Source organism: Methylobacterium sp. AC315 (genome assembly GCF_979253755.1).
In genome coordinates this window covers 477,942-500,748 of sequence record NZ_CEEDEA010000001.1, presented here as the reverse complement: position 1 = coordinate 500,748, position 22,807 = coordinate 477,942, and the positions used below count along the sequence as shown (strand labels likewise).

Here is a 22,807-nt window from a genome sequence, read left to right as displayed (position 1 = left end):
GGGCCCCGGACCGTCACACGTTCGCGCGAGCCCCAGAAACGATGTCTGAGCGATGCGCGACACACGGGCCGAGCTGCTGAGCCAAGCCGAGATTCTGGTCCGGGGGCGCGGCTATGCCGGTTTCAGCTACGCCGACCTCGCCGGAGCGGTGGGGATCCGCAAGGCGAGCATCCACCATCATTTTCCCACCAAGGTCGATCTCGGCGCCGCCCTGGTGGCAGCTTACGCGGCGCGCTACGACGACGCCCTCACGGGGATCGGCACCGCGGTGCCGGACGGTCCCGGCCGGATCGCGGCCTATGGCCGGCTCTATCTCGGCGGCGTCGAGCAGGGGCTCGGGTGCCTGTGCGCGGCTTTGGCCATCGAGGGCGAGGCCCTGCCCGAGCGCCTGCGCGCCGACATCGCGGCGTTCTTCGAGACGCATCTCGCCTGGCTGGAGACGATCCTGCGCGCGGGCCAGGCTGACGGCAGCGTCCAGCGTGGCCAGGAACCGGCCGCGCTCGCCCGCTACGTCATCGCTACGCTGGAGGGGGCGCTGCTGATGGAGCGGCTGTTCGCGAGCCCGGCGGCGTTTTCGGGGACGCTGGCGGTGCTGGTGGACGGTCTCAGGCCGCGGTGAACCTTGTGAAGCCGTCCGCCCGCAGCCGGCAGGCCGGGCAGGTGCCGCAACCGTAGCCCCAGGCATGCCGTGCCCCGCGCTCGCCGAGATAACAGGTGTGGCTGTCCTCCACGATCAGGTCGACGAGCGCCCGCTCGCCCAGAGCCTCGGCGAGGCCCCAGGTCTGCGCCTTGTCGAGCCACATCAGCGGCGTGTGCAGCACGAAACGGCGCTCCATGCCGAGGTTCAGCGCGACCTGCAGCGCCTTGATCGTGTCGTCCCGGCAATCGGGATAGCCGGAATAGTCGGTCTCGCACATGCCGCCGACCACGTGCCGGATGCCGCGCCGGTAGGCGAGCGCCGCCGCGAAGGTCAGGAACACGAGGTTGCGACCGGGCACGAAGGTGTTGGGCAGGCCCGACGCCTCGAACCCGATCTCGGCGTCCCGGGTCAGCGCCGTCTCGGAGATTTTTCCCAGCGCTTCGAGCGCGACCGTGTGGTCGTCACCGAGGCGTCCCGCCCAGGTGGGGTCGATGCGGCCCATGCCGGCCCGCAGCACGGCCCGACGATCCAGCTCGACCCGGTGACGCTGGCCATAATCGAACCCCAACGTCTCGACATGGTCGTACCGGTCGAGCGCCCAGGCGAGGCACGTGGCCGAATCCTGGCCGCCGGAGAACAGGACCAGCGCCGAGCGGTCGCCGATGATCGTGTCGTCAGTCGCCATCGTACTCCGCCCAGGACATCGGCGTCTCCGCGACCCGCACCCGGGCGAGCCCCGGCAGATCCGGCCGCAGCCGTTGCCAGATCCAGGCCGCGATATTCTCGGCGGTCGGGTTTTCCAGCCCCTCGATTTCGTTGAGGCAATGGTGGTCGAGCCGCGCCAGCAGCGGCCCGAAGATGCTCTCGATCTCGTAGAAGTCGATCACCCAGCCGGTATGGGGATCCACGGGCCCGGAGACGGTCAGCTCGACGCGGTAGGAATGCCCGTGCATCCGATGGCAGCGATGCGTCGCGGGCACGTTCGGCAGCCGGTGGGCCGCCTCGAAGGTGAAGGCTTGGGTGATGTTCATGGGTCGCGGTCGCAAGGCCGGGCGGTCGGAGCGCCGGAATAGCGCCGACGATAGCCTCCATGCAAAACATGGTTCGACGGAGGCAACCGGCTGACGCGTCTCCATTTCCCCTCGGATCGCCAGCGTCCGCTGTGATGCCCCAGCCTCTCCAGGGCGTGAATGAGCGTGACGTGCCGATGGGCGTTTCCTCTCTGCGTCTGTTTTCCTATATCTATGCAAAGTCGTAGATTTTTCGAAATTGACTTGCTACGATAATAATATTGTGCTGAATTTTAGAATTTCTACCTAACGTGTGACAGCAAGTTGATAATTTGTAGTATAGATATATTATCAAAATCAAATTTTTGACGAGACCGCATGACATCATATCGTCTGGCATAAATCATGCTTATTTATTCACGCCAGATTTACTCGATAATATTCCCGTTATGTCAAACGCATGAGGCGGATATGAGCAATTTTGCTGTTGCGGATCTTGTGAACATATCGGCCCAGACATTGAAGAGCCAAGCGACCTCGCATCTGACATCCATTCAAACCATTGCCAGCCGCATGAAGCTGCTGGCTCTGAACGCGCTGATCGAGGCGGCGCATGCCGGCGAGAAGGGGCTGGGCTTCTCGGTCGTCGCCCAGGAAGTCCGCGCCGTGTCGACGCAGGTCGATCGACTGACCTCGATCCTGCGTCTGGACCTGAGTACCGGCGTCGACGATCTGACCCAGGCAGTGAGCCGCCTGACCGACGAGGCTTCCGCCGTCCGCAGCGTGGACCTGGCCCTGAACGCCGTCGAGTTGATAGACCGTAATCTCTACGAGCGGACCTGCGACGTGCGCTGGTGGGCAACGGACGCGGCGGTCGTCGCATGCGGCTCCGACCCGAGCGCGGAGGCGGCCGCCTACGCTACACAACGTCTGGGCGTCATCCTCTCTGCGTACACAGTCTACCTGGACCTGTGGCTGTGCGATTTGGACGGCCGCGTCCTCGCGAACGGCCGCCCCGACACATACCCGGACGTCGTCGGCTCGGAGGTCGGGCGAGAATCTTGGTTCAGGGATGCCGTGACACTGCGGAGCGGCGACGCCTTCGCTGTGGCCGACGTGCGGACCGAGACTCGGCTCCGGGGCGCGCAAGTCGCCACCTACTGCGCGAGCATTCGCGCCGACGGTCGAAGCGACGGCGCGCCACTTGGCGTTCTGGCGATCCATTTCGACTGGCAGCCGCAAGCCAAGGCCATCGTCGACGGCGTCCGGCTAGGGGCCGGCGAGAAGGAGCGGACCCGCGTGATGCTTCTGGACGCGCGCCACCGGGTGATCGCCTGCTCGTGGGGGCAGGGCATGCTGAGCGAGACCTACCCACTTCGCACCGAGGATCAAGCGCAGGGCTATTATCTGAACGAGCGCGGCGCCCTGGTCGCGTTCCACGAGACGCCCGGTTACGAGACCTATCGGGGCATGGGGTGGCGTGGCGTGATCGAGCAGAAATCCATCGCCTGAGACCGGACCTCAATGAGGCGAGCGCGTCGAGGTCCGGTCCTACGCCTACCCGCCGCTCTTCCCTGAAACGCCCGCCTGCGCGAAGGTCGCCATGCCGGTGTGGCAGGCGAGCGCGCCCTTGAGCAGGCCGATCGCCATGGCGCTCCCCGAGCCCTCGCCGAGCCGCATCCCCAGGGCCAGGAGCGGCACCAGGCCGAGCCGCTCCAGCACCTCCGCGTGGACGCCCTCCGCCGAGACGTGGCCGGCCAGGCAATGGTCGAGCGCGGTCGGGTCCACGGCGTGCAGCAGTGCCGCCGCCGCGGTGGCGACGTAGCCGTCGATCACCACCGGGATGCGCTGCAGCCGGGCCGCCAGGATCGCGCCCGCCATGGCGGCGATCTCGCGGCCGCCGAGCCGGGCGAGCACCTGGAGCGGGTCGTCGAGATGGCCGGCATGGTAAGCCAGCGCGGCCTCGACGGCTGCCACCTTCCGGGCGAGCCCATCCCGGTCGACGCCGGTGCCGCGTCCGACCCAGTGGGCGGGCTCGCCGCCGAACAGGGCGGCGTAGAGGGCGGCAGCCACCGTGGTGTTGCCGATGCCCATCTCGCCGATGCCGAGGCAATCGGTGCCGGCGGCCACCGCCTCCATGCCGAACGCCATGGTCGCCACGGTGGCGCGCTCATCGAGCGCCGGGCCTTCGGTGATGTCGCCGGTCGGCATGTCGAGGGCCAAGTCGAACACCTTGAAGCCGAGCCCGTAGGCCGCGCAGATCTGGTTGATCGCCGCCCCGCCGGCCGCGAAGTTGTCGAGCATCTGGCGGTTGACCGCGTCCGGGAAGGCCGAGACGCCCTTGCGCGTCACCCCGTGACTGCCGGCGAAGACGCAGACCAGCGGCCTGTCGAGGCTCGGGGGCGCCTTGCCCTGCCAGGCCGCCAGCCAGGAGACGAGGCTCTCCATCCGTCCGAGCGAGCCCGCCGGCTTGGTCAGGCTCGCGTCCCGGGCGGCCACCGCCTCCTGCGCGTCCCGGTCCGGGCCCGGCATCGCCTTGAGCAGGTTGCGGATGTCGTCGAACGGACCCGGATCAGTCTTGGCGGCGTCGGTCATGGCGGCGATGATTTCCTGTGGGCGCCCGCGAACGGGGAGACGGCGACGTGGCGGGGCGACTATAGTGGTCCTGCGCCGCCCGACCGTTCGCGATCGGCTCGCCCCGCCGGGGGCGGTGGGGGAGTGACCGCGATGGACAGGCAGACCGGCGGGGAGGCCGACTGGCCCGGGCGCGGCGCCCTCTACGACCTCGCCGGGTGCCTGCGGTTCTACTCCCGCCTGCCCGTGCCGCAACTGCCCGGCGAGCCCGATCCGCACCGGGTCCCCGATTTCACCGCCCTGCCCCGGATGCTGCCGCTGGCCGGCGTGATCCTGGCCCTGCCCGCCGCCCTGACGCTGGCGGCCGGCTGGTGGATCGGGCTCGGGCCGTTCCTGGCCGCGACCCTCGCGGTGGCCGTCATGGTCCTGGCCACCGGGGCGCTCCACGAGGATGGCCTGGCCGACGTCGCCGACGGCTTCGGGGGCGGCGCCACGCTAGAACGGCGCCTGGAGATCATGCGTGACAGCCGGATCGGCGCCTATGGCGGGGCGGCCCTGGTCCTAGCGCTCGCCCTGCGCATCGGCGCGCTGGCGACGCTCCTGGACCGCGCCGGCTACGCCGCCGCGACCGCGCTCGTCCTGGTCGCCGCCCTGTCGCGGCTCGCGGCGCTCGCCCCGATGGTGCTGCTGCCGCCGGCCCGCCCCGGGGGGCTCTCCGCCGCGGTCGGCCGCCCGGACCGGGGGAGCCTTCGGATCGCCCTCGGCAGCGGCCTCGCCGTCGCGCTGGGAAGCGTTCTCCTCGGCCTGCCGGTGGCCGGCGTCGCGCTGATGATCCCGTGCGCCGGCTTCGCGGCGCTCGCCCTCACCCGGCTCGCCCGAAGCAAGATCGGCGGCCAGACCGGCGACGTGATCGGCGCCTGCCAGCAGCTCGCCGAGATCGCCGCGCTGCTGGCCCTGGTGGCGGCGTTGGCGGATTGATGCGGCATTCAGGGCCTTGATCGGGCCACGATCCGTCGGCCAAGGATCCGCGATGCAGCCCGCGCCCAAACCCTCGTCCCCCTGCACCAAGGTCTGCGTGCTCGACGCCGGCAGCGGGTTGTGCCGCGGCTGCGGTCGGACCCGCGACGAGATCGCCACCTGGGGCGGGATGCCGGAGGCGCGGCGGCGCACCATCATGGCCGGTCTCGGCGCGCGGCTGCGCGCGGCGGGTTTCATTCCTCTCGAGGAGCCGCTGCCGTCATGATCTATCTCGGGCTCGCCGCCATCGCGCTGGTCATGGCCGTGCTGGTCCTCAGCGACGGCAGCGACACCATCGGCGGCGTAATCGAGCCCGACCACCTCGCCGGGCTCGCCTCGACGGGGGGCATCCTGATCCTGGTGGTCGCCGGCTACTGGCGGCAGATCACGACCTCGCTCGGCCCGAGCCTGCGGGCGCTCCTGGCCTGGGCGCTGATCGGGCTCGCCCTGGTCATCGGTTACAGCTACCGCGACCAGATCCAGGGCGTTGGGGCCCGGATGCTCGGCGAACTCCGGCCGGGCTCGGCCGTCTCCGGGCCCGGCGGCGGCGTCACGATCACCCGGCGGTCGGACGGCGACTTCCGGGTCGAGGCCGAGGTCAACGGCCGCGTGCAGCCGTTCCTGTTCGACACCGGCGCGAGCAGCGTGGTGCTGACCGCCGAGAATGCCGCCGCCCTGGGTCTCACCCCGGCGGCGGCCGACTTCACCGTCCGGGTGTCCACGGCCAACGGCATCGCGTATGCGGCGCCGATCCAGCTGGATTCTCTGCGCATCGGCACCATCACCGAGCGCCGGGTGAACGCCATGGTGGCGCGGCCGGGCTCGCTGGCCGTCAACCTGCTGGGCCAGACCTTCCTGACGCGCCTGTCGGCCTACGAGGTCCGAGGCGACCGGCTGATCCTGAGCCCGCCCTGAAGCATCGTTCCGAGAGCCGGCTGCCGCCTTCGGAAAAGACAATGCGGATCAGTGATCTAGCGCATCGTACAGATGCCCGGCACGATACGCTGAGACGGGGCGCCGCTCACGCCGCCCGCGCCTCCGGCACTTCGCGCGAGACCAGGGCGACCGCATCCCGCAGGGTCTGGAGTCCGGCATCGGGCCGCATTCCGTGGGTCGAGAGGTGGCGCCGGAAGGCCCGGGCGCCGGGCCTCCCGTTGAACAGACCGAGCATGTGGCGAGTCACGGCATGCAGACGCTCGCCCCGGGCCAGGACCTCAGCCAGGTAGGGCTCGAACGCCGCCATGGCCGCGAAGGCGTCGGGGACGGGCGCGGCCACGCCGAACAGCTCCGGATCGACGCCGAGCAGCAGCGCCGGCTCGGTATAGGCGGCGCGCCCGACCATCGCGCCGTCCACCTCGGCGAGGCGCGCGCGCACCGTATCCAGGTCGCGCAGCCCGCCGTTGACCGCCACCGGCAGGGCGCCGAGCCGCCGCTTCAGCCGTGCGGCGCGGCCGTAATCGAGGGGCGGCACGTCGCGGTTCTCCTTGGGCGACAGCCCCTGGAGCCAGGCCTTGCGGGCGTGGACGATCAGCCCGTCCACCCCCGCGGCCACGACCGCGTCGGCGAGCGCATCCAGGGCCGCCTCGGGATCCTGGTCGTCGACGCCGATCCGGCACTTGACCGTCACGGGAACCGACACGGCTGCCTTCAAGGCTGCCACGCAGTCGCCGACCAGGGCCGGCTCGCGCATCAGGCAGGCGCCGAAGCGGCCGTCCTGCACCCGATCGGACGGGCAGCCGACATTGAGGTTGATCTCGGCGTAGCCGAACTCCGCCGCGATCCGCGCCGCCTGCGCCAGCTCGGCCGGATCCGACCCGCCGAGCTGGACCGCGACCGGATGCTCCTGCTCGGAGAACCCAAGCAGCCGTTCGCGCGGGCCATGCAGCACCGCGCCCGTGGTCACCATCTCGGTATAGAGCCGCGCCCGCGCCGAGAGGGTGCGGTGGAAGGCCCGGCAATGGCGATCGGTCCAGTCCATCATCGGGGCGACGGAAAGCCGCCATCCCGGAAGTGCGCCGCAAGTCTCAGCCGCCGTCACGTGTGCAAGATCCGTGTTGACCCGTGTCCTGCCGGCGCCCCGCGCCTCGGGGCGCGGTCGGTGTCTTCCGGTGGATCGAGGAGGAGGCCTGTCGATACCACGGGCGGGCGAGCCTCGAAAAGCGCGCGGGTGTGGGACACCGCCCGGTGGCAAGCCCGGCGGTGTTCCCGGATGCAGAAAGCGGGAACGGTCCGGCTCAGAACACCGGCATCGCGCCGGCCACGGTGACGAGCGCCCCCGACGTGTAGCTGCTCTCCTCGGAGGCCAGCATCACGTACGCGGAGGCGAGCTCGGCCGGCTGGCCCGGGCGGCCGAACGGCACTTGGCTACCGAAGGATTTCACCGAATCCTGGCTCATTCCGGACGGGATGAACGGCGTCCAGATCGGGCCCGGCAGCACGCCGTTCACCCGGATGCCCTTCTCGGCCAGGAGTTGGGACAGGCTCAGCACCATGTTGCTCAGTGCGCCCTTGGTCGCACTATAGGCCATGAGGGACGGCATCGGATGCTTGGAATTCACCGAGGAGGTGAAGATCACCGACGCGCCGGGCTTCAGGTGGGCGAGCGCCGCCTTGGTCACGTAGAACGGGCCGAACACGTTCGTGCGGAAATGGTCCTCGAAGATGGCGTCCTCGATGGCGTCCAGGCCCTGGTTCGGCTGCTGGAACGCGCCGTTGTTCACAAGCACGTCGAGGCGTCCAAAGGTCTCTGCGGTGCGGGCCACGATCGAGCGGCCGTAGGCGGGATCCTTGAGGTCGCCCGGCAGCAGCAGCGCGCGCCGACCCGCCTTCTCGATCCAGCCGCTCACCGCCTCGGCATCCGCCTGCTCCTCGGGCAGGTAGGAGATGGCGACGTCGGCCCCCTCGCGGGCGTAGGCGATCGCCACCGCGCGGCCGATGCCGCTGTCGCCACCGGTGATCAGCGCGACCTTGCCGGTGAGCTTGCCCGCGCCCTTGTAGCTGTCCTCGCCGTGATCGGGCTCGGGCGCCATGCGGCCGGTCTTGCCCGGAAAGCTCTGCGGCTGCGCCTCGAACGGCGGACGGGGATACTTGTGCAGCGGATCTGTGGTCATGCGGGGTCTCGCGTTGGGTTATGGGTCCAACGATGGCTCGACCGGGGTGTTCCTGTGCCGCGCCGACGCGCCGATGGGGATGGAGACGCGGGGACATCGAGCAGCAACAGGCGCTCCCCATTCTCCGGCCCGAGGGAGGGCGCGCCATGATCGTGTTGCAGTCTAAGGCTCGCGTCGCACGCAGGATCGATCGCGCCCTGCTCGGCGCCGCGATGCTGTCGCTCACCTTCGGCCCGGCCGCGGGCCTGTGGAGGCGTGCTCCAGTGAGCTCCGCGCCGGGCGCCGCCCGCTCCACGGCGGATGCGGGAGCATCATCCTGAAAGCCGGCCACCGGTGTTCGGCAAAAAGCCGATGCGCATCAGAAAGCCAGCGTATCGTACCGGTTCCAGTACCCGGCACGATGGGTTAGGCCGGCCCGCGATGGGCCGGCCTGATCTCGATCGCACCGCCGTCGTGCTGATCTGCGCGGGCCTTGTGCTGCTCGCGCTGGCGCAACTGTTGGTCGGGTTCCCGTGATGGGCCGCTGGGTCCTCCGGCGTGGACGGGAGCGGGACCGATGCTGAACCGCGCCATCGTGGCCGTGACCCTGGTCGCGGTGGCCGCGTTCCTGGTCTACCTGGCGGGTCTCGCCCGCGAGGCCCTGTCGCCGAACCAGACCTACGCGGTCAGCATCGGCCTGACCCTCGATCAATGTGTGACGGCCCAGGACGGCCTCTCGGACGCGGAGGCGCGCGCCTATTGCCGGCGGCCGGTGCCGAAGCGGCCGTGAGGCGCGGATGCGAACGCCGCTCGGGCTCGTCAGGGCCGATGCGGAGGACGAAAGGCCGACCGACGGAAACAGAAGGCCATACTTACTCGGCCTTTTGCCGAATGCGCCAGATCCTTGATGCGAGGCCCTCGCTCGACCGAGCCGGGATCCCTGTCGGCGGCGAGCGCTTGCAGTCCTGAGCGGACCGCGAAGCCATCGACGAGCCGGCGGCCGCCTTCCGGAGCGATGCTTTAGCTGCCGAACTTGTAGTTCAAGCCGAAGCGGCCGAGCACGCCCTCGTTCCGGAAGCGCGCCACGTAGGCGCCGACGCCCGGTCCGACCGCCACGACCGGGACGGTGCGGCGTCCGAAATCGTAGTACAGCGCCTCGCCTCTGAGGGTCACGGCGTTGGTGTGGAAGATATTGAACGCCGAATCGGTGGGCAGGGCGAACTCGATGCCGCCGCCGACGGCATAGCCGGTCTCGACGCGCGAGCTGCCGCCGTAGAAGCTCGGCCGGCCGGCCGCCGTCTGGAAGACGCCGCGGTAGGTCTCGCCTGCGTAGGCGAAGCCGCCGGTGCCGTACACGAGGGTGCGGTCGAAGGCGTAGCCGACGCGCCCGCGCAGGGTCCCCGAGCGCGTTGCCCATCTGCCGGACCGTGCTGATCCCGCCCAGACGCCCGGTGCTGCTGTTACTGGATCAAAACAAACGCGTTTCGCGGTGTGGTCAATTTGCTTTCTGCAGTAAATGCGTTCGCAGCAGCGCGATATCGAAGGGTGCCGGCCTGATCGGCGGTGCCGGTAGTGGGCCGTCGCAGGGTCTATTCCACGCCTCTCATCGTGAGGCCCGCCTCCGCGCCGTCGCAGCCCCGAACGCCGCAAACAACGCCCGGTTGATCGGGTTGGTCGCGGCGTCGTGCTCCGGGTGCCATTGCACGCCCAGGGCGAAGCCCGGCGCGTCGTGGATGCGGATCGCCTCGATGGTGTCGTCCTCGGCGATGCCTTCGATCACGATACGGGCGCCCGGCTTCAAGATGCCCTGGCCGTGCAAGGAGTTCACCCGGATCGTCTCGCGCCCGAGCAGCCGCGCGAAGGCGCCGCCCGGGGTGAGGCGGACCGCGTGGCGGTCGGCGAACACCACTTCGAGGTCCGGGTGAATCTCGCCGTTCTCGAGCCGTGGCATCCGGTGGTTGAGGCGCCCGGGCAGGTTGCGGATCTCCGGGTGCAGGCTGCCACCGAAGGCGACGTTCATCTCCTGAAACCCGCGGCAGATGCCGAACAGTGGTACGCCCCGCGCCACGCAGGCCTCGATCAGCGGAAGCGCCGTCGCGTCGCGGGCCTCGTCGTAGGGCTCGTGGGCGGGGTCCGCCGCGGTGCTGAACCGGGTTGGATGGACGTTGGCGCGGCCGCCGGTGAGCAGGATGCCGTCGACCGTGTCGAGGAGGTCGCCGAGATCGGTGATCCCGGGGCAGCCGGCGAACATCAGCGGCAGGGCCCCGGCCACTTCGGCCACCGCCCGGAGGTTGTTCTGGCCGACGATCTGTGCCGTGAACCGGTTGTCGAGCAGGCGCGCGTTTCCGATGACGCCGATCACGGGTCTCGCCATCGTCCCGGCCACTCCTTCATCTTGGCCTCGCCGCAGGCCCTGCACCTTGCGGTTGGCTCTACGACCCACGCAAACCCGGCGCCAGTCCCGTCAGACGCCGAGAATGCCCGCGGCCCGGGCCTCCTCGTGCAGCACCTCGGCGACCCGCTCGGGAGCCTCCTCGTGCGCGAGATGGCCGAGCCCCCGGATCAGCGCGACGCGGGCGTCGGGCAAGCGGTCGCGGACCGAGAAGGCGGTGTCGGGCAGGATCGCTCTATCGTCGCCGCCGACGATCAGCAGGGTCCGGGTCGTGAGGTCCGGCAGCGCCCGGTGCAGGCCGGCGAGATCCCAGTTCGCCATCATGCCCAGCGCCCCGCGGACGTGCCCGGCCCGGGCGAACAGGCGCCTGTAGAGATCGACGCCCTGCGGATCGAGCCGCGAGCCCGTCCCCTCGATCAGCTTTTTGGCCGCCGACCGGTCCGCCGTCCAGGCGAAGATCCTCGGCGTGAACGGGTTGAGGAACAGCAGCCTCGCCATGCCGGGGAACAGCAGGCTCGCCGCCCCGGGCAACGGTGCCAGAGCACCGTTGAATGCCGCGAGCAGGCGCGGCGCGATCGACCCGTCCAGGCACATCCGCGCCAGCACGGCCGCCCCAGCCGAGTGACCGGCCGCCACGATGGGCGGGCGTCCGAGCACGCCCACGAGCCCCGCCACGGCCCTGGCCATGCCGGGCAGCGACAGGTCGGCGTCCGGCAGGGGATCGGTGAAGCCGTGGCCCGGAAGGTCCGGGGCGATGACGAAGAAATCCTGGGCCAGGAGCGGTGCGAGCCCGCGCCAGGAATGGGTGGCCGCCCCGGTCCCGTGCAGGAGCAGCAGCACCGGCGCCTCGGGCCGCCCGAACTCCTGGACATGCCAGCGCAGGCCCGCCGCCTCAACGAAGCGGCTCGCGTCCCGATGCGGCCAATCCCGGCCCTCGACTGCCCAATCGGGCCGGTCGGCGTCGCGGGGCCTCAGCACCGGCCATCGTCCCGCGACGCACCAAAGGTAGCTACATGGATCATGGCTGCGCTATCGTTCTGGGTTGGAAATATTTCGTAAGGCACTGAGAACGCATGCGGAAATCGCATGCCACCGCTGCCACAGCCTGGATTGCTGCGACGCAGCATCGAGAGCATCAAAGGGGCGAACGCAGGCACCGCGCATCTCTCATCGTAGGAACCGGCCATGATCGTCTTCACCTCCTCGACCCATCACTTTGCCGGCTCGACCAACGGCCGCTGGAGCTTCCGAGGCCTGTTCCGCGAGATGCTGAACGCCTGGATGTCCCACAACCAGCGCGTCGCCGATCTCGGGGCCGGCTACCACCTCTGATCCTCGACCGGTTTCGGCCCCGCCCAACCTCTCTGCTCAGAGCGCGGCCCGTACCGCGGCGCTGAGCAGGCCGGCATCGGCCCGCGGCAGCACGAGATAGCGGGCCGCCATCGCCTCGGCGACCGCCCGGGCGCCTTCGCCCCGGGCCCCGGTATCGATCACCAGGGCCGGCAACCCGGCCGCCCGGAGCGCCCGGCCCGCCTGCAGGGCTTCGGCCCCGGCCCGGGCCCGGCCGCCCTCCCCCGAGCGTGCCACGTTGGCGCGTCCGTCAGTCAGCAGCACGATGACCGGTCGGCTTCCGCTCCGACGCACGCCGAGCGCCACGTTGAGTGCCGCATCGATCCCGGCGGCCAGCGGCGTCCCACCCCCGCCCGGCAGGCCCGAGAGGCCGCGCTTCGCCCGGGTGAGCGAGCGGGTCGGCGGCAGCACCAGTTCCGCACCGCTGCCGCGGAACGCCACCAGGGCGACCCGGTCGCGCCGGACATACGCCTCGGCCAGCAGCAGCTCGACCGCGCCCTTCGCCTCGGCCAGCCGCTCCAGGGCGGCCGAGCCCGAGGCGTCGACGCAGAACACCGTCGTGGTCTCGGTCCGCTGCCGCAGGATCCGGATCCGCAGGTCGTCCCGCCGGACCACGATCGGGCGGGTTTCCCCCTCCGCCCGCCGCAGCGTCTGCCACGGGGCCGCCGCCCGCAGGGTCGCCAGCAGGTCGAGGCGCCCGCGCCGCGGATCGCCCCGCCGGCTGCCGATCGGCCGCCCGGTGCGGGACGCCGCCGGCTGGCCGACCCGCCCGGCCTTCGCGGCCGAGAGCCGTACGCCCCCCGCCAGCAACTGATCCAGGAGGTTTGCCGGGATCGCCGTGCGCACCGCATCGAGCACGCGGTCGTCGGCCGCCTCGGCGGGGGCGGGATCCGACGCGTCTTCCGCGGCAGCCTGGTCTTCCGCGGGCGGGGGCGGAGGTGGTGCCTCGGCCTCCTCGGGTGGCGCGTCCTCCGGCATGGGCAGCCGCGTGGCCCGCGGCGCCAGGACCAGGCGAGCCGCCATGGTGAGCTCGGCCGCGCCGACCGGGTTCCCGGCTGCCAGGGACCTGGCCACCCGGGCGGCCAGGATTGGCCCGCGCAGGGAGGCGACGCCGAACGCCTCCGACAATCGGCACAGTACGCCGAGCGGGTCGGCTTCCGGGGCGCCGGGATCGGACTCCGGATCGACTTGAGCGGCATCGCAATCCGCGAGCCCGACGCCGCTCAGGTCGATCCGGAAGGCCAGGCGGTCGGCGAGGGACTCCGCCACGGTCTCGTCGCCCTCGCCCTCGTCGAGCAGCACGAGGCCGAAGCGCGCCGGCCGCTCCGACGCGGTACCCGTGTCGAGGGCGGCGGCCAGGCGGGCCGCGACGCCGGGGGGCAGCCGCTCGGCCATGGGCACGACGATCAGCCCACCATCGGCCTCGGCGAGCAGGCCGGTCCGCGCCATCGGCCGGCCGGCCGCGAGCGTCGCGGCGAGGTCGAGGCCGCCGAGCAGGCCGTCGTCGCCGATGCCCGGCGGCAGCCTCCGCCAGGGCGTGCCTGTGGGGAGCAACGCCCGCACGTCATCGAGCCAGCGGTCGCGTACAGGCCCGGGCCCCGCCCGCACCACCGCGCCGCCGCATCCGCTCGGGTCGGCGGCCAGGAGGCGTGCGGCGATGCAGGCTTCGAGCCAGGTTTTTTTTGGTGCTTCCGCCTTCCCTCCCCCCTCTGCGGGGGAGGATGGCCCTCGCGTCAGCGAGGGTCGGGAGAGGGGAGCGCCGCTGCCGGAGGAACCGCGACGGGTCTCGCATTCTGAGCCGACGCGCTGCCCATCTCGCGGGACTTCGTCCCGGCCCCCTATGCTGCGCAGGGTACCCTCCCCCGTAGCGCGGGGAGGGAGAGACGGCGGCTCCGTCACGAGAACACCTCCGCCAGCGCCCGCTCGACCCGGGCGGTCGAGCCGGATTCATCCAGCGGATTGCGTCGCAGGCGATGGCGCAGGGCGGCCGGGGCGACCCGGCGGATGTGGTCGTCCGTGACCGAACCGGCGCCGTCGAGGGCCGCCAAGGCCCGGGCCGTGCGCATCAGGGTCAGCTCGCCGCGCAAGCCATCGGTGCCGAGCGCCAGGCAGAGCTGAGCGGCGCGCTCCAACGCCGAATCCGGCACCGTCAGGCCCGGCAGGCGTTCCCGGGCCAACAGGATCTTCTTCCGGATGGCGGCCTCGTCCCGGGCGCGGGCGGCACAGAACCCCTCGGGGTCGCGCTCGTAGGCGTCGCGGGCGCGCACCACCGCGATCCGGGTGGCGATGTCCCGCGGGGTCACGACCTCGCAGGCCAGCCCGAACCGGTCGAGCAGCTGCGGGCGCAGCTCCCCCTCTTCCGGGTTGCCGGAGCCGACCAGGACGAACTTGGCGGGGTGGCGCAAGCTGAGGCCCTCCCGCTCCACGGTGTTGATCCCGGAGGCCGCCACGTCGAGGAGGAGATCCACCAGGTGGTCCTCGAGGAGGTTCACTTCGTCAATATACAAAAAACCGCGATTGGCCCGGGCCAGCAGCCCCGGCTCGAACGCCTTCACGCCGGCGCCGAGCGCCCGCTCCAGATCGAGGGTGCCGACCACCCGGTCCTCGGTGGCGCCGAGCGGAAGGTCCACCACCGGCACCGCCGTCTTGTGACTCTTGCGCGGGCCCGGCGTGGCCGCGCAGTGCGGGCAGGCTTCGGCCGGGCTGTCGGGGTCGCACCGGTACGGGCAGCCGACCACCGCCCGCATCGGCGGCAGCAGGGCGGCCAGCGCCCGGATCGCCGTGGATTTCCCCGTGCCGCGGTCGCCGAACACCAGCACGCCGCCGATGGAGGGATCCACGGCGGCGATCAGCAGCGCCTGGCGCATCTCGTCCTGCGCGACGATGGCCGAGAAGGGGAAGGTTGGCACGCGGTGACTCGATGCTGCTGGGGAATCCGATCCACCCCCCTCATCCTGAGGTGCCGAAGCGCAGCGAATGCCTCGAACGAGACCTTCGGGGATCGGGTCGCCGGCTTGAAGGCTCCGTCGACGCCCGCTCGCGCGGGCTCTCAGGATGCGGGAGCGGGTGGGAGAAGGGAACCGCTACTCCGCCGCCTTCTGCCGGAGCCCGATCCGCGCCCAGATCGTGGAGAGCGCCCCGACCAGATTGGCGATATCCGCGTCCGTGTGCAGCGGCGACGGGGTGATCCGGAGGCGCTCGGTGCCGCGGGCCACCGTCGGGTAGTTGATCGGCTGCACGTAGATGCCGAACTCGTCGAGCAGGGTGTCGGAGATCGCCTTGCACAGCACGGGATCGCAGACCATCACCGGCACGATGTGGCTGTCGTTGGGCAGGACCGGGATGTCGGCGGCCTCCAGGGCGGTCCGGACCTTGGCGCAGCGCTCCTGATGGCGCGCCCGCTCGGTGCCGCTGGCCTTGAGATGGCGGATCGAGGCCGCTGCGCCGGCCGCAACCGCGGGGGGCAGCGAGGTGGTGAAGATGAAGCCGGAGGCGAAGCTGCGCACGAAGTCGCACAGCTTCTCCGAGGCGGTGATGTAGCCACCGTGCACGCCGAACGCCTTACCCAGCGTCCCCTCGATCACGTCGAGGCGGTGGGCGACGCCGTCGCGCTCCGAGATTCCGCCGCCACGGGCGCCGTAGAGGCCGACCGCGTGGACCTCGTCGAGATAGGTGAGCGCCCCATGGGCCTCGGCCACGTCGCAGATTTCTTCGATGGGGGCGATGTCGCCGTCCATCGAGTACACGGATTCGAACGCGATGAGCTTCGGCCGGGCCGGATCGACCAAGGCGAGCTTCCGGTTCAGATCCTCCGGATCGTTGTGACGAAAAATGTGGCGTTCGGCCCGGGAGAACCGGATGCCCTCGATCATCGACGCGTGGTTCTCGGAATCGGAGAAGACCGCGCAGTTCGGCAGGCGCGACGCCAGGGTCCCGAGCGCCGCCCAGTTCGAGACGTAGCCGGAGGTGAACAGCAGGGCCGCCTCCTTGCGGTGGAGGTCGGCGAGCTCCTGCTCCAGCAGCACGTGATAGTGGTTGGTGCCGGAGATGTTGCGGGTGCCGCCGGCGCCGGCGCCGCAGCGGTCGATCGCCTCGTGCATCGCCCCGGTGACCGTGGGGTGCTGGCCCATGCCGAGATAGTCGTTCGAGCACCAGACCGTGACCGGGCGCGTGCCGGCCGGGTGGTGGTGCGTGGCGTGCGGGAAGTTACCGGCGTGGCGCTCGAGATCGGTGAAGACCCGGTAGCGCCCTTCGCGGTGGAGACCGGCGATCTCGGCTCCGAAGAAGGTCTCGTAGTCCATGTCGCCTCTCCCCGATTGGTTCGCGGGTTGCCCCCGCCTGTGAGGTTGGATTTCGCACGAGACCAGTTCCAAACTGGTGCGCGCGCGAACTCCCGTTGTGATGCCCGGGTCTACCCGTTGTCCCGCGGCCGTGCCGCGCCGTCCGGCCTGCGGGCCGGCAAACTCCACCGCCACAATTCGGCCGAGGGCAGCGGCAGCATCAGGAACCAGTGTTCGAGCGTCGCCAGCGCCATCAGGGTCGCCAGCACGGTGAAACCGATCAGTTCGTGCGCCAACAGGTCCGGACCGAGCGCCGCCCGCCCGAGCAGCCCCGCCGCGATGGTCCCGAGGCTCACCGAGACCGGGAACAGGAGGTTCATCGGCTTGCGCGACAGGTAGCAGGCCAGGTAGCCGAGGTGATCAGGCAGAAACTCGGCGTGCAGGTTGCGCACCCCGAGGAACAGGTTCAACCGCGCCGACAGGTTCATCACCACCAGCGCGCCGTAGGTCCATAACGCGATGGTGTTGGCCCCGCCCCAGACCAGCGCCAGGATCGCCAGGCCGCCGATCACGATGGCGAATTCGTGCCACAGGCTGGTGGCGAGCGCAGCCAGAAACCGGTCGAAACCGCGCAAGCCCGGCGCGCAGGCGAACGGCTTCGGGCCCGACAGGAAGCCCATGTAGTAGCTCATCTCCTGCCAACCCCACACCACCAGGGCGGCCGTGAAGGCCGTGTAGGCCCCTGCGGCGCTGGTATCCTGGGCGCTGGTACGGATCGCCACCAGGGCGCCGGCAAGCAGCAGGGTCGCGCCGGCCATGCTCCACGGATGCGTGCGCCGCGGCGCGTGGTCGAGCAGCAGGATCAGCCCGGTGGAGAACCACCAGAGCAGAAGCGCGTAGACCACCGGCGCGGCGTAGGTCGCCATTCTACCAGACCGGCTGGAGGCGGATGTCGGCCGGCAATGCGTTCGCCTTCACCGGCAGGAGATAGAGCCGGACGAAGGTGGCGGCCGCGCGCAGCACCTGGACCCCGTGCTTCAGCTTGCCCAGGACGCCGCCCTGAGCCCGGGCTTCCGCGATCGCCCGCGAGCAGGCCAGCAGCGTCTCCAGCCCGGCGTGGAACTTCGGGTTGTCGAGATCGAGCTCCAGCGGGAAGGTCTGACGCGAGATCTCGGAGGTGATGCGGAAGACCCTGTAATCGTAGTCGGTCGGATCGACCCCCAGCGCGGCGTGGAAGGCCGGGCGGTGATGGTCACGTACGTACATCGTGGCGAAGACCGCCAGCAGGAAGAACCGGATCCAGTAGCGGTTGATGCCGCTGGTCAGCTTGGGGTTGGCGCGCATCAACAGCGCGAATGCCTCACCGTGGCGGAACTCGTCGTTGCACCACAACTCGAACCACTTGAAGATCGGATGGATGCGCCGCTCCGGGTGCTTCTCCAGCTCCCGGAAGATCGTGATGTAGCGGGCGTATCCGATCTTCTCGGACAGGTACGTCGCGTAGAAGATGAACTTCGGCCGGAAGAACGTGTATTTTTTCGACTTGGTGAGGAAGCCCAGGTCTACGCCGATCCCGAAATCCTTGAGCGTGTCGTTGATGAAGCCGGCGTGGCGGGCCTCGTCGCGGCTCATGAAGCCGAACAGCTCCTTGATGTCCTTGTTCTTCGCGCGCTTGCGCATCTCGGCGTAGAGCACGCAGCCGGAGAACTCGGCGGTGATCGACGACACCAGAAAGTCCAGAAACTCCTTCCGCAGCTCGGGCTCCATCTGCGACAGGTCGCAGTCGAAGTCGGCGTTGCGGGTGAAGTGGCGCTTGTTGGGGTCGTCGCGCAACTCGGCGATGAGCAGGTCCCAGTCCCGGCGCACGGGCTCGACATCGGTGCGGTCGAGTTCGACGAAATCGGTGGTGTAGAAGCGCGGGCTCAGGAAGGTCGTCTCCTGCGCGGCCTTGGTCGATTCGTTGACCGGTGTTTTCGGGACCGGCTGGCCGGAGAGCGGCGGGACAGGAGCGTTCACAGCTTCCTCCTCTCGGAAAAACTGACCTCGTAGAGTTCGGTCAGTTCGAGATGGGCGACGAGCTTGGTCCAGGCCCGCTCGAGCGGGCCGGCCCGGGTGACGGTGGCGGTGCGGCGGACGGTGAGCCGCTCGCCATAGGGCACGGAGGTCGGCGCGTCGTGGACCTGGACCTCGTCGCCGGGCTCGATCTCGAAGCCGGAATCCAGGGTCACGTGCGCGTGCAGGCTCTCGGGCGTCTGCTCGATCTCGACCGTGCAGGGCACGGTGACGGTGCGGCTCCCAAACAGGCCCATCAGCGGGTCTCCGTCGTGGCGGCGGCGAGCAGCCGGGCGAAGGCGCCGGCATTGGTCGGGCCGAACGCCTCGAGCGGCACCCGGCGGCCGGTGGCGTCGTCCGCGAGCGAGAGACGGCCGTCGTCGTAGCGGGTCAGGCTGAACGGCTGTTCCTGGCCGAGGCCATCGCGCTGGCGGGCCTGGGCCAAGCCCCGCAGCGTCCCGCGCAGAAAGCCGTCCTCGCCGGGGCGGATCCAGGCGACGATGTGCCGGTCGGCGGCGTTACGCAGGGCGATCGATCCGTCGACTTGGTCCTCGGCGCGGAATTCGAGCCGCTCGACGGGCTTGGCCGGCGGCAGGGCGATCATGCCGATGCCTTCGCTGCGCCCGATCAGGACGGCCAGCATGGAGAAGCCCATCAGCGCGCCGGCGCCGATCATCAGCAGAGCCGGTGCCGGTCCGGCTGCCGAGCTTTTGGCCCGGCCGACGCTCTCCGCCCGCTCGCCCATCGCGCCTCTCCCTACTCGGCCGCGACGAGGCGGCCGGGATTGTCTTGGACCGCCCGCGGACGCGGGACGATCATGGGCCGTACCGTCTGAGACGCCTCGGCATGGGCCTCGATCGCCCGCGCCAGGACCATCGCAACCGCATCCGCATCAGGCACGGATCGCAGCATGGGCTGAGTCCGGCCGAGACGCCAGGGCCGGGCATGCGGCCACAGCTGAAGGTAGGCGATGCGGAGGCCCGGCCGCAACTGGAGCGGCAAGTCTCCGCTCCCGTCCGTGAAGGCACGCAACGCCGCACCCTCGATCTGGGCGAAGGGCACGTTGTGGGTCACCGGCAGGGCGATCCCGGCCTGCAGCACCACCCGGCGGTTGGTGATCGTGTAGACCGTGGTGCGGTGGGTCAGCCAGGCGAACAGACGCAGAAGGGCCAATCCGACCGCGCCGACCACCAGCGTCGGCCCCACGGTGGAGAGCGCCGCCGCGGGCGAGCCGGCGCTGAGCCCGAAGGCCAGGGCGCAGGCGGCGAACCAGGCGGCGACCAGGCGGGCGTGATAGATCCGGACCAGTGCCCCCGCGGTGGTCGGCGCGCCCTGCCACAGGATGCGCTCGCCCGCCGGAAGCGGGCCCGGCAACCCGCGCGGGGTGCCCTCGGGCAGGAAATCGCCGCTCATAGCAGGGGCTCCGCCCGGGCCGGGGTGGCGTAGAGCGTGCCGGCACCGAAATAGGCCATGATCCGCTCCTCCTCCAGGAAGGTGATGCTGTCGGGATCCCGCGTCGCCGGGATGTCGGCGAACTGGTCGGCGAGCAGGGCTTCGGACTTCACCGTCTTGGTGAAGCCGCCGGCCCGGCAGAACGCGGACGGCATCAGCCTGCGTCCGCCCGTGGGCAATTCGACCTCGTAGTAGCGGATCAGCGATTCGCCGCGGTCGATCCAGACGTCGCTGACGACGCCCGCCACCCCGTTATCGGTGCCGAACACAGTCATGCCGATCGGGTTCGGGCCGTCCTCGTGGACGACGAAGGCGGTGGCGACCCGCAGGGGCACGATCCGCTTCTCGTCGTCCCAGGTCCTGTCGTGCACGTCGTGGCGGACGACCCAGGAACCGGGGCCGACGCCCGCCTGGAGCGAGCGGTCGGTCCGCTCGTAGGGCGCGCCGGGCCAGGGCTCGACCTTGCGGGCCGGGATCCCGGTCTCGATGTCGTCGCGGCCCTGCATCGCCTGCGGCGCGTAGGTGGTCTCGCCGCCCGGCAGGTGGAACGCCTTGGAGCGCGGGATCAGGACCGGGTCCGGCGCCTTGCGACGGCCGACGATCTCGTTCTCCAACGGGTAGCCCTCCCGGCGATCCTCCCGGCGCAGCCAGAACACCAAGCCGGCGAAGAAGATGAAGAAGGCGTAGAGCACGACCTGGGCGACGTCGACGTAACCCGTAATGGCGCCGGTTGGCATGGTTGTCCTCCCCGAGTCTCAGGCCGTCCGTTCGGCAAGGGTGCCGCCGAGGCGATCTCGAACCGTTGCACGCGCGTCCTCCCGCACGAGCGGACCCAGGGCGATCAGGGCCGCGAACAGGAGGGCGATCTCTATGTGGTAGACGATGAGGTAGCCGATCGCGGGCTCGTTCATGCCCTCGCCGAGCACCCCCGACTGGGCGATGGCGCCGCCGACGTCGCGCACCACGCCGCTGGCAGCGATCGAGAGGCCGGCTGCGGTCGCCTGCACGGCGCCCCAGGCGCCGAGCGCCAGCCCGGTATCCTCGGGCCCGGCCCGGTTCATCGAGGCGGTGAGCGTGCCGTGGGCGAACAGGCCGCCGCCCAGGCCGATCAGGCTCACACCGGCCGCGAACAGGTCGGCCGAAGCCAGCGGCGCCGCAAAGACCACCGCCGAGAACGCCAGGATGCCGATGCCGACGCCCACCGCCGAAACCCGGAACGGGTCGCCGCCGCGCCCGAGCCAGCGGGCGGCGATCAGCAGGCCAAGCCCGCCGCCGGCGGCGAGCAGCGCGGTCAACGCCGTGGTCGCCCCGACCGAAAGGTGCAGGATCTGGCCGCCATAGGGCTCCAGCAGGATGTCCTGCATCGAGAACCCGGCGGTGCCGAGCCCGATCGCCACGAGGCGCCGCCGCGCGGCACCTTGCCCGGCATAGTCGCGCCAGGAGGAGCGGAAGTCCCGTGTGGGAGCGGTCCGGCTCCGGTTCGGGTCGCGCGGCTCCTGCTTCCACAGGGCAATCCCGTTCAGCACGATGGTGACCAGGGCCGCGCCCTGGATCACCTGGATCAGCCGCACGGGGGAGAAGTGGGCCAGGAACAGCCCGAACAGCAGGGCACTCGCCATCATGCCGAACAGCAGGGCGACGCAGAGCAGGGCCACCACCTTGGGCCGGGCATGCGCGGGGGCGAGGTCGGTGGCGAGGGCGAGACCAACGGTCTGGGTGGTGTGCAGACCGGCCCCGACCAGCAGGAACGCGAAGGCCGCCGCCACGTCCCCGACCCAGAGCGGGCCGGTGGTGTCGCCGGACAGGATCAGCAGCGCGAACGGCATGATCGCCAGGCCGCCGAACTGGAGCAGGGTGCCGAACCAGATATACGGCACCCGCCGCCAGCCCAGAACCGAGCGGTGCGTGTCCGAGCGGAACCCGACCAGGGCCCGCAACGGCGCGAAGATCAGCGGCAGGGCCAGCATCACGGCGACGATCCAGGCCGGAACGCCGAGCTCGACGATCATCACCCGGTTGAGCGTGCCGATCAGCAGCACCGCCGCCATGCCGACCGTGACCTGGAACAGCGCGAGCCGCAGCAGACGCCCCATCGGCAGTTCGACAGTGGCGGCATCCGCGAAGGGCAGGATCGCCGGGCCGAGGCGCATCAGGGCGTGGGTGAGTTTCCGGGAGCCGGTCCTCATGACGACGCCCCGGGCCGGGCCGCGTCCCCGCGTTCGGAAGGCGTGGACGGGCGCGTCCGCGTCAGCGCCACCGCGTTCGACAGGTAGAACCCGCTGTTGACCCTGTGACTTCGCGACCAGGCGAACCCGTCGAGCGCCGGCTCCGAAGAGATGCGCCGCCGGAGCCCGCCCTCCGTCACCGGAACGATCGCCGGCGAGCGGTCGCCGCGGGGAAAGAACTGCCCGGCCGCGTGCATCAGGGTCAGCAGCGCCGTGCGGGGCGCCACCGTGAACAGCACCGAGCCGTCGGTGCGGGCGCCTAGGAGAGCGAGCGCCCGAACGATGTCGGCGGCGCGGTAATGGATCAGCGAATCCATCGCCACCACGTGGTCGAAGCGGCCGAGGTCCGGGTCGAGCATGTCGCCGACGCGGAAATCGATCCGGCCGGCGCCGGGGATCGCCGGCAGGCGCTCCCGTGCGAGCTCGACGAGGGTAGGCGAGACGTCGATGGCGACCACTTCGGCGCCGCGCCGTGCAGCCTCGACGCTGAGCGCCCCGGTGCCGCAGCCGGCATCGAGCAGGCGCAGGCCGGTCATGTCGGCGGGCAGCCAAGAGAGCAGCGTTCCGCGCATCGCGTCCCGGCCGGCCCGCACGGTGGCGCGGATCCGGCTCACCGGCGCATCGGAGGTCAGGCGCGACCAGGCCTCGACCGCGGTGCGGTCGAAATAGGTGGTCAGTTCGCCCCGTCTCGTGTCGTAGCTCGCGCCCGCCATCAGTCGAACCCCA

27 protein-coding genes are annotated in these 22,807 nt (G+C 70.6%); 8 read left to right on the top strand and 19 right to left on the bottom strand.

Annotation, left to right across the window (positions count from 1 at the left end):
* Positions 1-52 precede the first annotated feature (52 nt).
* Positions 53-619, top strand: coding sequence for a TetR/AcrR family transcriptional regulator (locus AC0IY0_RS02370; RefSeq protein ID WP_461231674.1), 567 nt, complete (start codon positions 53-55; stop codon positions 617-619).
* Here the strand turns inward: AC0IY0_RS02370 and queC are convergent.
* Together queC and queD are read right to left on the bottom strand one after the other, a co-directional pair.
* Positions 606-1,325, bottom strand: coding sequence for a 7-cyano-7-deazaguanine synthase QueC (gene queC, locus AC0IY0_RS02365; protein WP_471762966.1), 720 nt, complete (start codon positions 1,323-1,325; stop codon positions 606-608). The two genes, AC0IY0_RS02370 and queC, sit on opposite strands and share 14 nt — an antisense overlap.
* Positions 1,315-1,671 carry a 6-carboxytetrahydropterin synthase QueD gene (gene queD, locus AC0IY0_RS02360; RefSeq protein ID WP_147909053.1) on the bottom strand — a complete coding sequence of 119 codons (357 nt, stop codon included), beginning with the start codon at positions 1,669-1,671 and terminating at the stop codon, positions 1,315-1,317. Before queD ends, queC begins: the two co-directional genes overlap by 11 nt.
* Positions 1,672-2,121: 450 nt before the next feature.
* Between queD and AC0IY0_RS02355 the strand changes: the two genes are divergently transcribed.
* On the top strand, positions 2,122-3,162 hold the full coding sequence (locus AC0IY0_RS02355; protein ID WP_461231676.1) for a methyl-accepting chemotaxis protein: 1,041 nt from the start codon (positions 2,122-2,124) through the stop codon (positions 3,160-3,162).
* A gap of 45 nt (positions 3,163-3,207) precedes the next feature.
* On the opposite strand, the gene cobT is transcribed toward AC0IY0_RS02355, so the two are convergent.
* The gene (cobT, locus tag AC0IY0_RS02350; RefSeq protein ID WP_419830137.1) at positions 3,208-4,245 is read right to left on the bottom strand and encodes a nicotinate-nucleotide--dimethylbenzimidazole phosphoribosyltransferase; all 1,038 of its coding nucleotides are present in this window, start codon (positions 4,243-4,245) and stop codon (positions 3,208-3,210) included.
* Between the two features lie 132 nt (positions 4,246-4,377).
* Between cobT and cobS the strand changes: the two genes are divergently transcribed.
* From cobS to AC0IY0_RS02335, 3 genes are read left to right on the top strand one after another with little or no spacing between them, the layout of a single operon-like run.
* Positions 4,378-5,202 (top strand): adenosylcobinamide-GDP ribazoletransferase, encoded by an 825-nt coding sequence (gene cobS / locus AC0IY0_RS02345; RefSeq protein ID WP_471762964.1) that lies wholly within the window; start codon positions 4,378-4,380, stop codon positions 5,200-5,202.
* A gap of 52 nt (positions 5,203-5,254) precedes the next feature.
* On the top strand, positions 5,255-5,467 hold the full coding sequence (locus AC0IY0_RS02340; RefSeq protein WP_419830138.1) for a DUF1289 domain-containing protein: 213 nt from the start codon (positions 5,255-5,257) through the stop codon (positions 5,465-5,467).
* A complete protein-coding gene (locus AC0IY0_RS02335) occupies positions 5,464-6,156 on the top strand; it encodes a retropepsin-like aspartic protease family protein (RefSeq protein WP_471762963.1) in 693 nt (230 codons plus the stop codon). Before AC0IY0_RS02340 ends, AC0IY0_RS02335 begins: the two co-directional genes overlap by 4 nt.
* A gap of 106 nt (positions 6,157-6,262) precedes the next feature.
* Here the strand turns inward: AC0IY0_RS02335 and dusA are convergent, their stop codons facing one another.
* Positions 6,263-7,279 (bottom strand): tRNA dihydrouridine(20/20a) synthase DusA, encoded by a 1,017-nt coding sequence (gene dusA / locus AC0IY0_RS02330; protein WP_471762962.1) that lies wholly within the window; start codon positions 7,277-7,279, stop codon positions 6,263-6,265.
* A 196-nt stretch (positions 7,280-7,475) separates the two neighbouring features.
* Positions 7,476-8,351, bottom strand: a complete 876-nt coding sequence (locus AC0IY0_RS02325; RefSeq protein ID WP_471762961.1) for an SDR family oxidoreductase — start codon at positions 8,349-8,351, stop codon at positions 7,476-7,478.
* A 300-nt stretch (positions 8,352-8,651) separates the two neighbouring features.
* Here AC0IY0_RS02325 and AC0IY0_RS02320 point away from each other — a divergent pair, with 300 nt between their 5' ends.
* Both AC0IY0_RS02320 and AC0IY0_RS02315 read left to right on the top strand, forming a co-directional pair.
* Positions 8,652-8,867 carry a hypothetical protein gene (locus AC0IY0_RS02320; RefSeq protein ID WP_471762960.1) on the top strand — a complete coding sequence of 72 codons (216 nt, stop codon included), beginning with the start codon at positions 8,652-8,654 and terminating at the stop codon, positions 8,865-8,867.
* A 40-nt stretch (positions 8,868-8,907) separates the two neighbouring features.
* On the top strand, positions 8,908-9,120 hold the full coding sequence (locus AC0IY0_RS02315) for a hypothetical protein (protein WP_471762959.1): 213 nt from the start codon (positions 8,908-8,910) through the stop codon (positions 9,118-9,120).
* Positions 9,121-9,350: 230 nt separating this feature from the next.
* Here the strand turns inward: AC0IY0_RS02315 and AC0IY0_RS02310 are convergent, their stop codons facing one another.
* From AC0IY0_RS02310 to bchO, 3 genes are all read right to left on the bottom strand, one after another.
* The gene (locus tag AC0IY0_RS02310; protein ID WP_471762958.1) at positions 9,351-9,686 is read right to left on the bottom strand and encodes an outer membrane protein; all 336 of its coding nucleotides are present in this window, start codon (positions 9,684-9,686) and stop codon (positions 9,351-9,353) included.
* Positions 9,687-9,933: 247 nt separating this feature from the next.
* Complete coding sequence (locus tag AC0IY0_RS02305) at positions 9,934-10,704, bottom strand: gamma-glutamyl-gamma-aminobutyrate hydrolase family protein (protein WP_147938456.1); 771 nt, start codon at positions 10,702-10,704, stop codon at positions 9,934-9,936.
* Between the two features lie 90 nt (positions 10,705-10,794).
* Positions 10,795-11,700, bottom strand: coding sequence for an alpha/beta fold hydrolase BchO (gene bchO / locus AC0IY0_RS02300; protein ID WP_471762957.1), 906 nt, complete (start codon positions 11,698-11,700; stop codon positions 10,795-10,797).
* 207 nt (positions 11,701-11,907) lie between these two features.
* Between bchO and AC0IY0_RS02295 the strand changes: the two genes are divergently transcribed.
* Positions 11,908-12,054 (top strand): hypothetical protein, encoded by a 147-nt coding sequence (locus tag AC0IY0_RS02295; protein WP_187193642.1) that lies wholly within the window; start codon positions 11,908-11,910, stop codon positions 12,052-12,054.
* A gap of 36 nt (positions 12,055-12,090) precedes the next feature.
* Here AC0IY0_RS02295 and AC0IY0_RS02290 read toward each other — a convergent pair whose 3' ends face one another.
* The 11 genes from AC0IY0_RS02290 to bchM all read right to left on the bottom strand — a co-directional run bounded on the left by AC0IY0_RS02290 (position 12,091) and on the right by bchM (position 22,794).
* On the bottom strand, positions 12,091-13,809 hold the full coding sequence (locus AC0IY0_RS02290; protein WP_471763023.1) for a magnesium chelatase subunit D: 1,719 nt from the start codon (positions 13,807-13,809) through the stop codon (positions 12,091-12,093).
* Positions 13,810-13,967: 158 nt separating this feature from the next.
* Positions 13,968-14,981: a magnesium chelatase ATPase subunit I gene (bchI, locus tag AC0IY0_RS02285; protein ID WP_147909149.1), complete on the bottom strand. Its 1,014-nt coding sequence runs from the start codon at positions 14,979-14,981 to the stop codon at positions 13,968-13,970.
* A gap of 174 nt (positions 14,982-15,155) precedes the next feature.
* Positions 15,156-16,373, bottom strand: coding sequence for a 5-aminolevulinate synthase (gene hemA / locus AC0IY0_RS02280; protein WP_461231685.1), 1,218 nt, complete (start codon positions 16,371-16,373; stop codon positions 15,156-15,158).
* Between the two features lie 110 nt (positions 16,374-16,483).
* Complete coding sequence (gene puhE / locus AC0IY0_RS02275; protein ID WP_471762956.1) at positions 16,484-17,278, bottom strand: putative photosynthetic complex assembly protein PuhE; 795 nt, start codon at positions 17,276-17,278, stop codon at positions 16,484-16,486.
* 1 nt (position 17,279) lies between these two features.
* Entirely contained in the window at positions 17,280-18,368 is a 1,089-nt protein-coding gene (gene acsF / locus AC0IY0_RS02270; protein WP_147938460.1) for a magnesium-protoporphyrin IX monomethyl ester (oxidative) cyclase, read from the bottom strand.
* Positions 18,365-18,661 (bottom strand): hypothetical protein, encoded by a 297-nt coding sequence (locus tag AC0IY0_RS02265; RefSeq protein ID WP_147854059.1) that lies wholly within the window; start codon positions 18,659-18,661, stop codon positions 18,365-18,367. The genes acsF and AC0IY0_RS02265 overlap by 4 nt, the downstream gene beginning before the upstream one ends.
* Positions 18,661-19,149 (bottom strand): photosynthetic complex assembly protein PuhC, encoded by a 489-nt coding sequence (gene puhC / locus AC0IY0_RS02260; protein ID WP_419830143.1) that lies wholly within the window; start codon positions 19,147-19,149, stop codon positions 18,661-18,663. The genes AC0IY0_RS02265 and puhC overlap by 1 nt, the downstream gene beginning before the upstream one ends.
* An 11-nt stretch (positions 19,150-19,160) precedes the next feature.
* Entirely contained in the window at positions 19,161-19,817 is a 657-nt protein-coding gene (gene puhB / locus AC0IY0_RS02255) for a photosynthetic complex putative assembly protein PuhB (RefSeq protein WP_147938463.1), read from the bottom strand.
* Entirely contained in the window at positions 19,814-20,593 is a 780-nt protein-coding gene (gene puhA, locus AC0IY0_RS02250; RefSeq protein ID WP_471762955.1) for a photosynthetic reaction center subunit H, read from the bottom strand. Before puhA ends, puhB begins: the two co-directional genes overlap by 4 nt.
* 18 nt (positions 20,594-20,611) lie before the next feature.
* Positions 20,612-22,042: a BCD family MFS transporter gene (locus tag AC0IY0_RS02245; RefSeq protein WP_471762954.1), complete on the bottom strand. Its 1,431-nt coding sequence runs from the start codon at positions 22,040-22,042 to the stop codon at positions 20,612-20,614.
* Positions 22,039-22,794, bottom strand: coding sequence for a magnesium protoporphyrin IX methyltransferase (bchM, locus tag AC0IY0_RS02240; RefSeq protein ID WP_471762953.1), 756 nt, complete (start codon positions 22,792-22,794; stop codon positions 22,039-22,041). The genes AC0IY0_RS02245 and bchM overlap by 4 nt, the downstream gene beginning before the upstream one ends.
* Positions 22,795-22,807: the final 13 nt, after the last annotated feature.

Bases quoted from the DNA above. Each gene is read 5' to 3' on its own strand.
- puhA (WP_471762955.1), bottom strand. From the start codon at position 20,593: ATGCCAACCGGCGCCATTACGGGTTACGTCGACGTCGCCCAGGTCGTG.
- puhE (WP_471762956.1), bottom strand. From the start codon at position 17,278: ATGGCGACCTACGCCGCGCCGGTGGTCTACGCGCTTCTGCTCTGGTGG.
- cobS (WP_471762964.1), top strand. From the start codon at position 4,378: ATGGACAGGCAGACCGGCGGGGAGGCCGACTGGCCCGGGCGCGGCGCC.
- AC0IY0_RS02340 (WP_419830138.1), top strand. From the start codon at position 5,255: ATGCAGCCCGCGCCCAAACCCTCGTCCCCCTGCACCAAGGTCTGCGTG.
- AC0IY0_RS02295 (WP_187193642.1), top strand. From the start codon at position 11,908: ATGATCGTCTTCACCTCCTCGACCCATCACTTTGCCGGCTCGACCAAC.
- queC (WP_471762966.1), bottom strand. From the start codon at position 1,325: ATGGCGACTGACGACACGATCATCGGCGACCGCTCGGCGCTGGTCCTG.
- AC0IY0_RS02265 (WP_147854059.1), bottom strand. From the start codon at position 18,661: ATGGGCCTGTTTGGGAGCCGCACCGTCACCGTGCCCTGCACGGTCGAG.
- AC0IY0_RS02245 (WP_471762954.1), bottom strand. From the start codon at position 22,042: ATGAGGACCGGCTCCCGGAAACTCACCCACGCCCTGATGCGCCTCGGC.
- AC0IY0_RS02355 (WP_461231676.1), top strand. From the start codon at position 2,122: ATGAGCAATTTTGCTGTTGCGGATCTTGTGAACATATCGGCCCAGACA.
- AC0IY0_RS02305 (WP_147938456.1), bottom strand. From the start codon at position 10,704: ATGGCGAGACCCGTGATCGGCGTCATCGGAAACGCGCGCCTGCTCGAC.
- queD (WP_147909053.1), bottom strand. From the start codon at position 1,671: ATGAACATCACCCAAGCCTTCACCTTCGAGGCGGCCCACCGGCTGCCG.
- AC0IY0_RS02370 (WP_461231674.1), top strand. From the start codon at position 53: ATGCGCGACACACGGGCCGAGCTGCTGAGCCAAGCCGAGATTCTGGTC.
- puhB (WP_147938463.1), bottom strand. From the start codon at position 19,817: ATGAGCGGCGATTTCCTGCCCGAGGGCACCCCGCGCGGGTTGCCGGGC.
- AC0IY0_RS02320 (WP_471762960.1), top strand. From the start codon at position 8,652: ATGCGGGAGCATCATCCTGAAAGCCGGCCACCGGTGTTCGGCAAAAAG.
- AC0IY0_RS02335 (WP_471762963.1), top strand. From the start codon at position 5,464: ATGATCTATCTCGGGCTCGCCGCCATCGCGCTGGTCATGGCCGTGCTG.
- cobT (WP_419830137.1), bottom strand. From the start codon at position 4,245: ATGACCGACGCCGCCAAGACTGATCCGGGTCCGTTCGACGACATCCGC.
- AC0IY0_RS02315 (WP_471762959.1), top strand. From the start codon at position 8,908: ATGCTGAACCGCGCCATCGTGGCCGTGACCCTGGTCGCGGTGGCCGCG.
- AC0IY0_RS02325 (WP_471762961.1), bottom strand. From the start codon at position 8,351: ATGACCACAGATCCGCTGCACAAGTATCCCCGTCCGCCGTTCGAGGCG.
- bchM (WP_471762953.1), bottom strand. From the start codon at position 22,794: ATGGCGGGCGCGAGCTACGACACGAGACGGGGCGAACTGACCACCTAT.
- hemA (WP_461231685.1), bottom strand. From the start codon at position 16,373: ATGGACTACGAGACCTTCTTCGGAGCCGAGATCGCCGGTCTCCACCGC.
- puhC (WP_419830143.1), bottom strand. From the start codon at position 19,149: ATGGGCGAGCGGGCGGAGAGCGTCGGCCGGGCCAAAAGCTCGGCAGCC.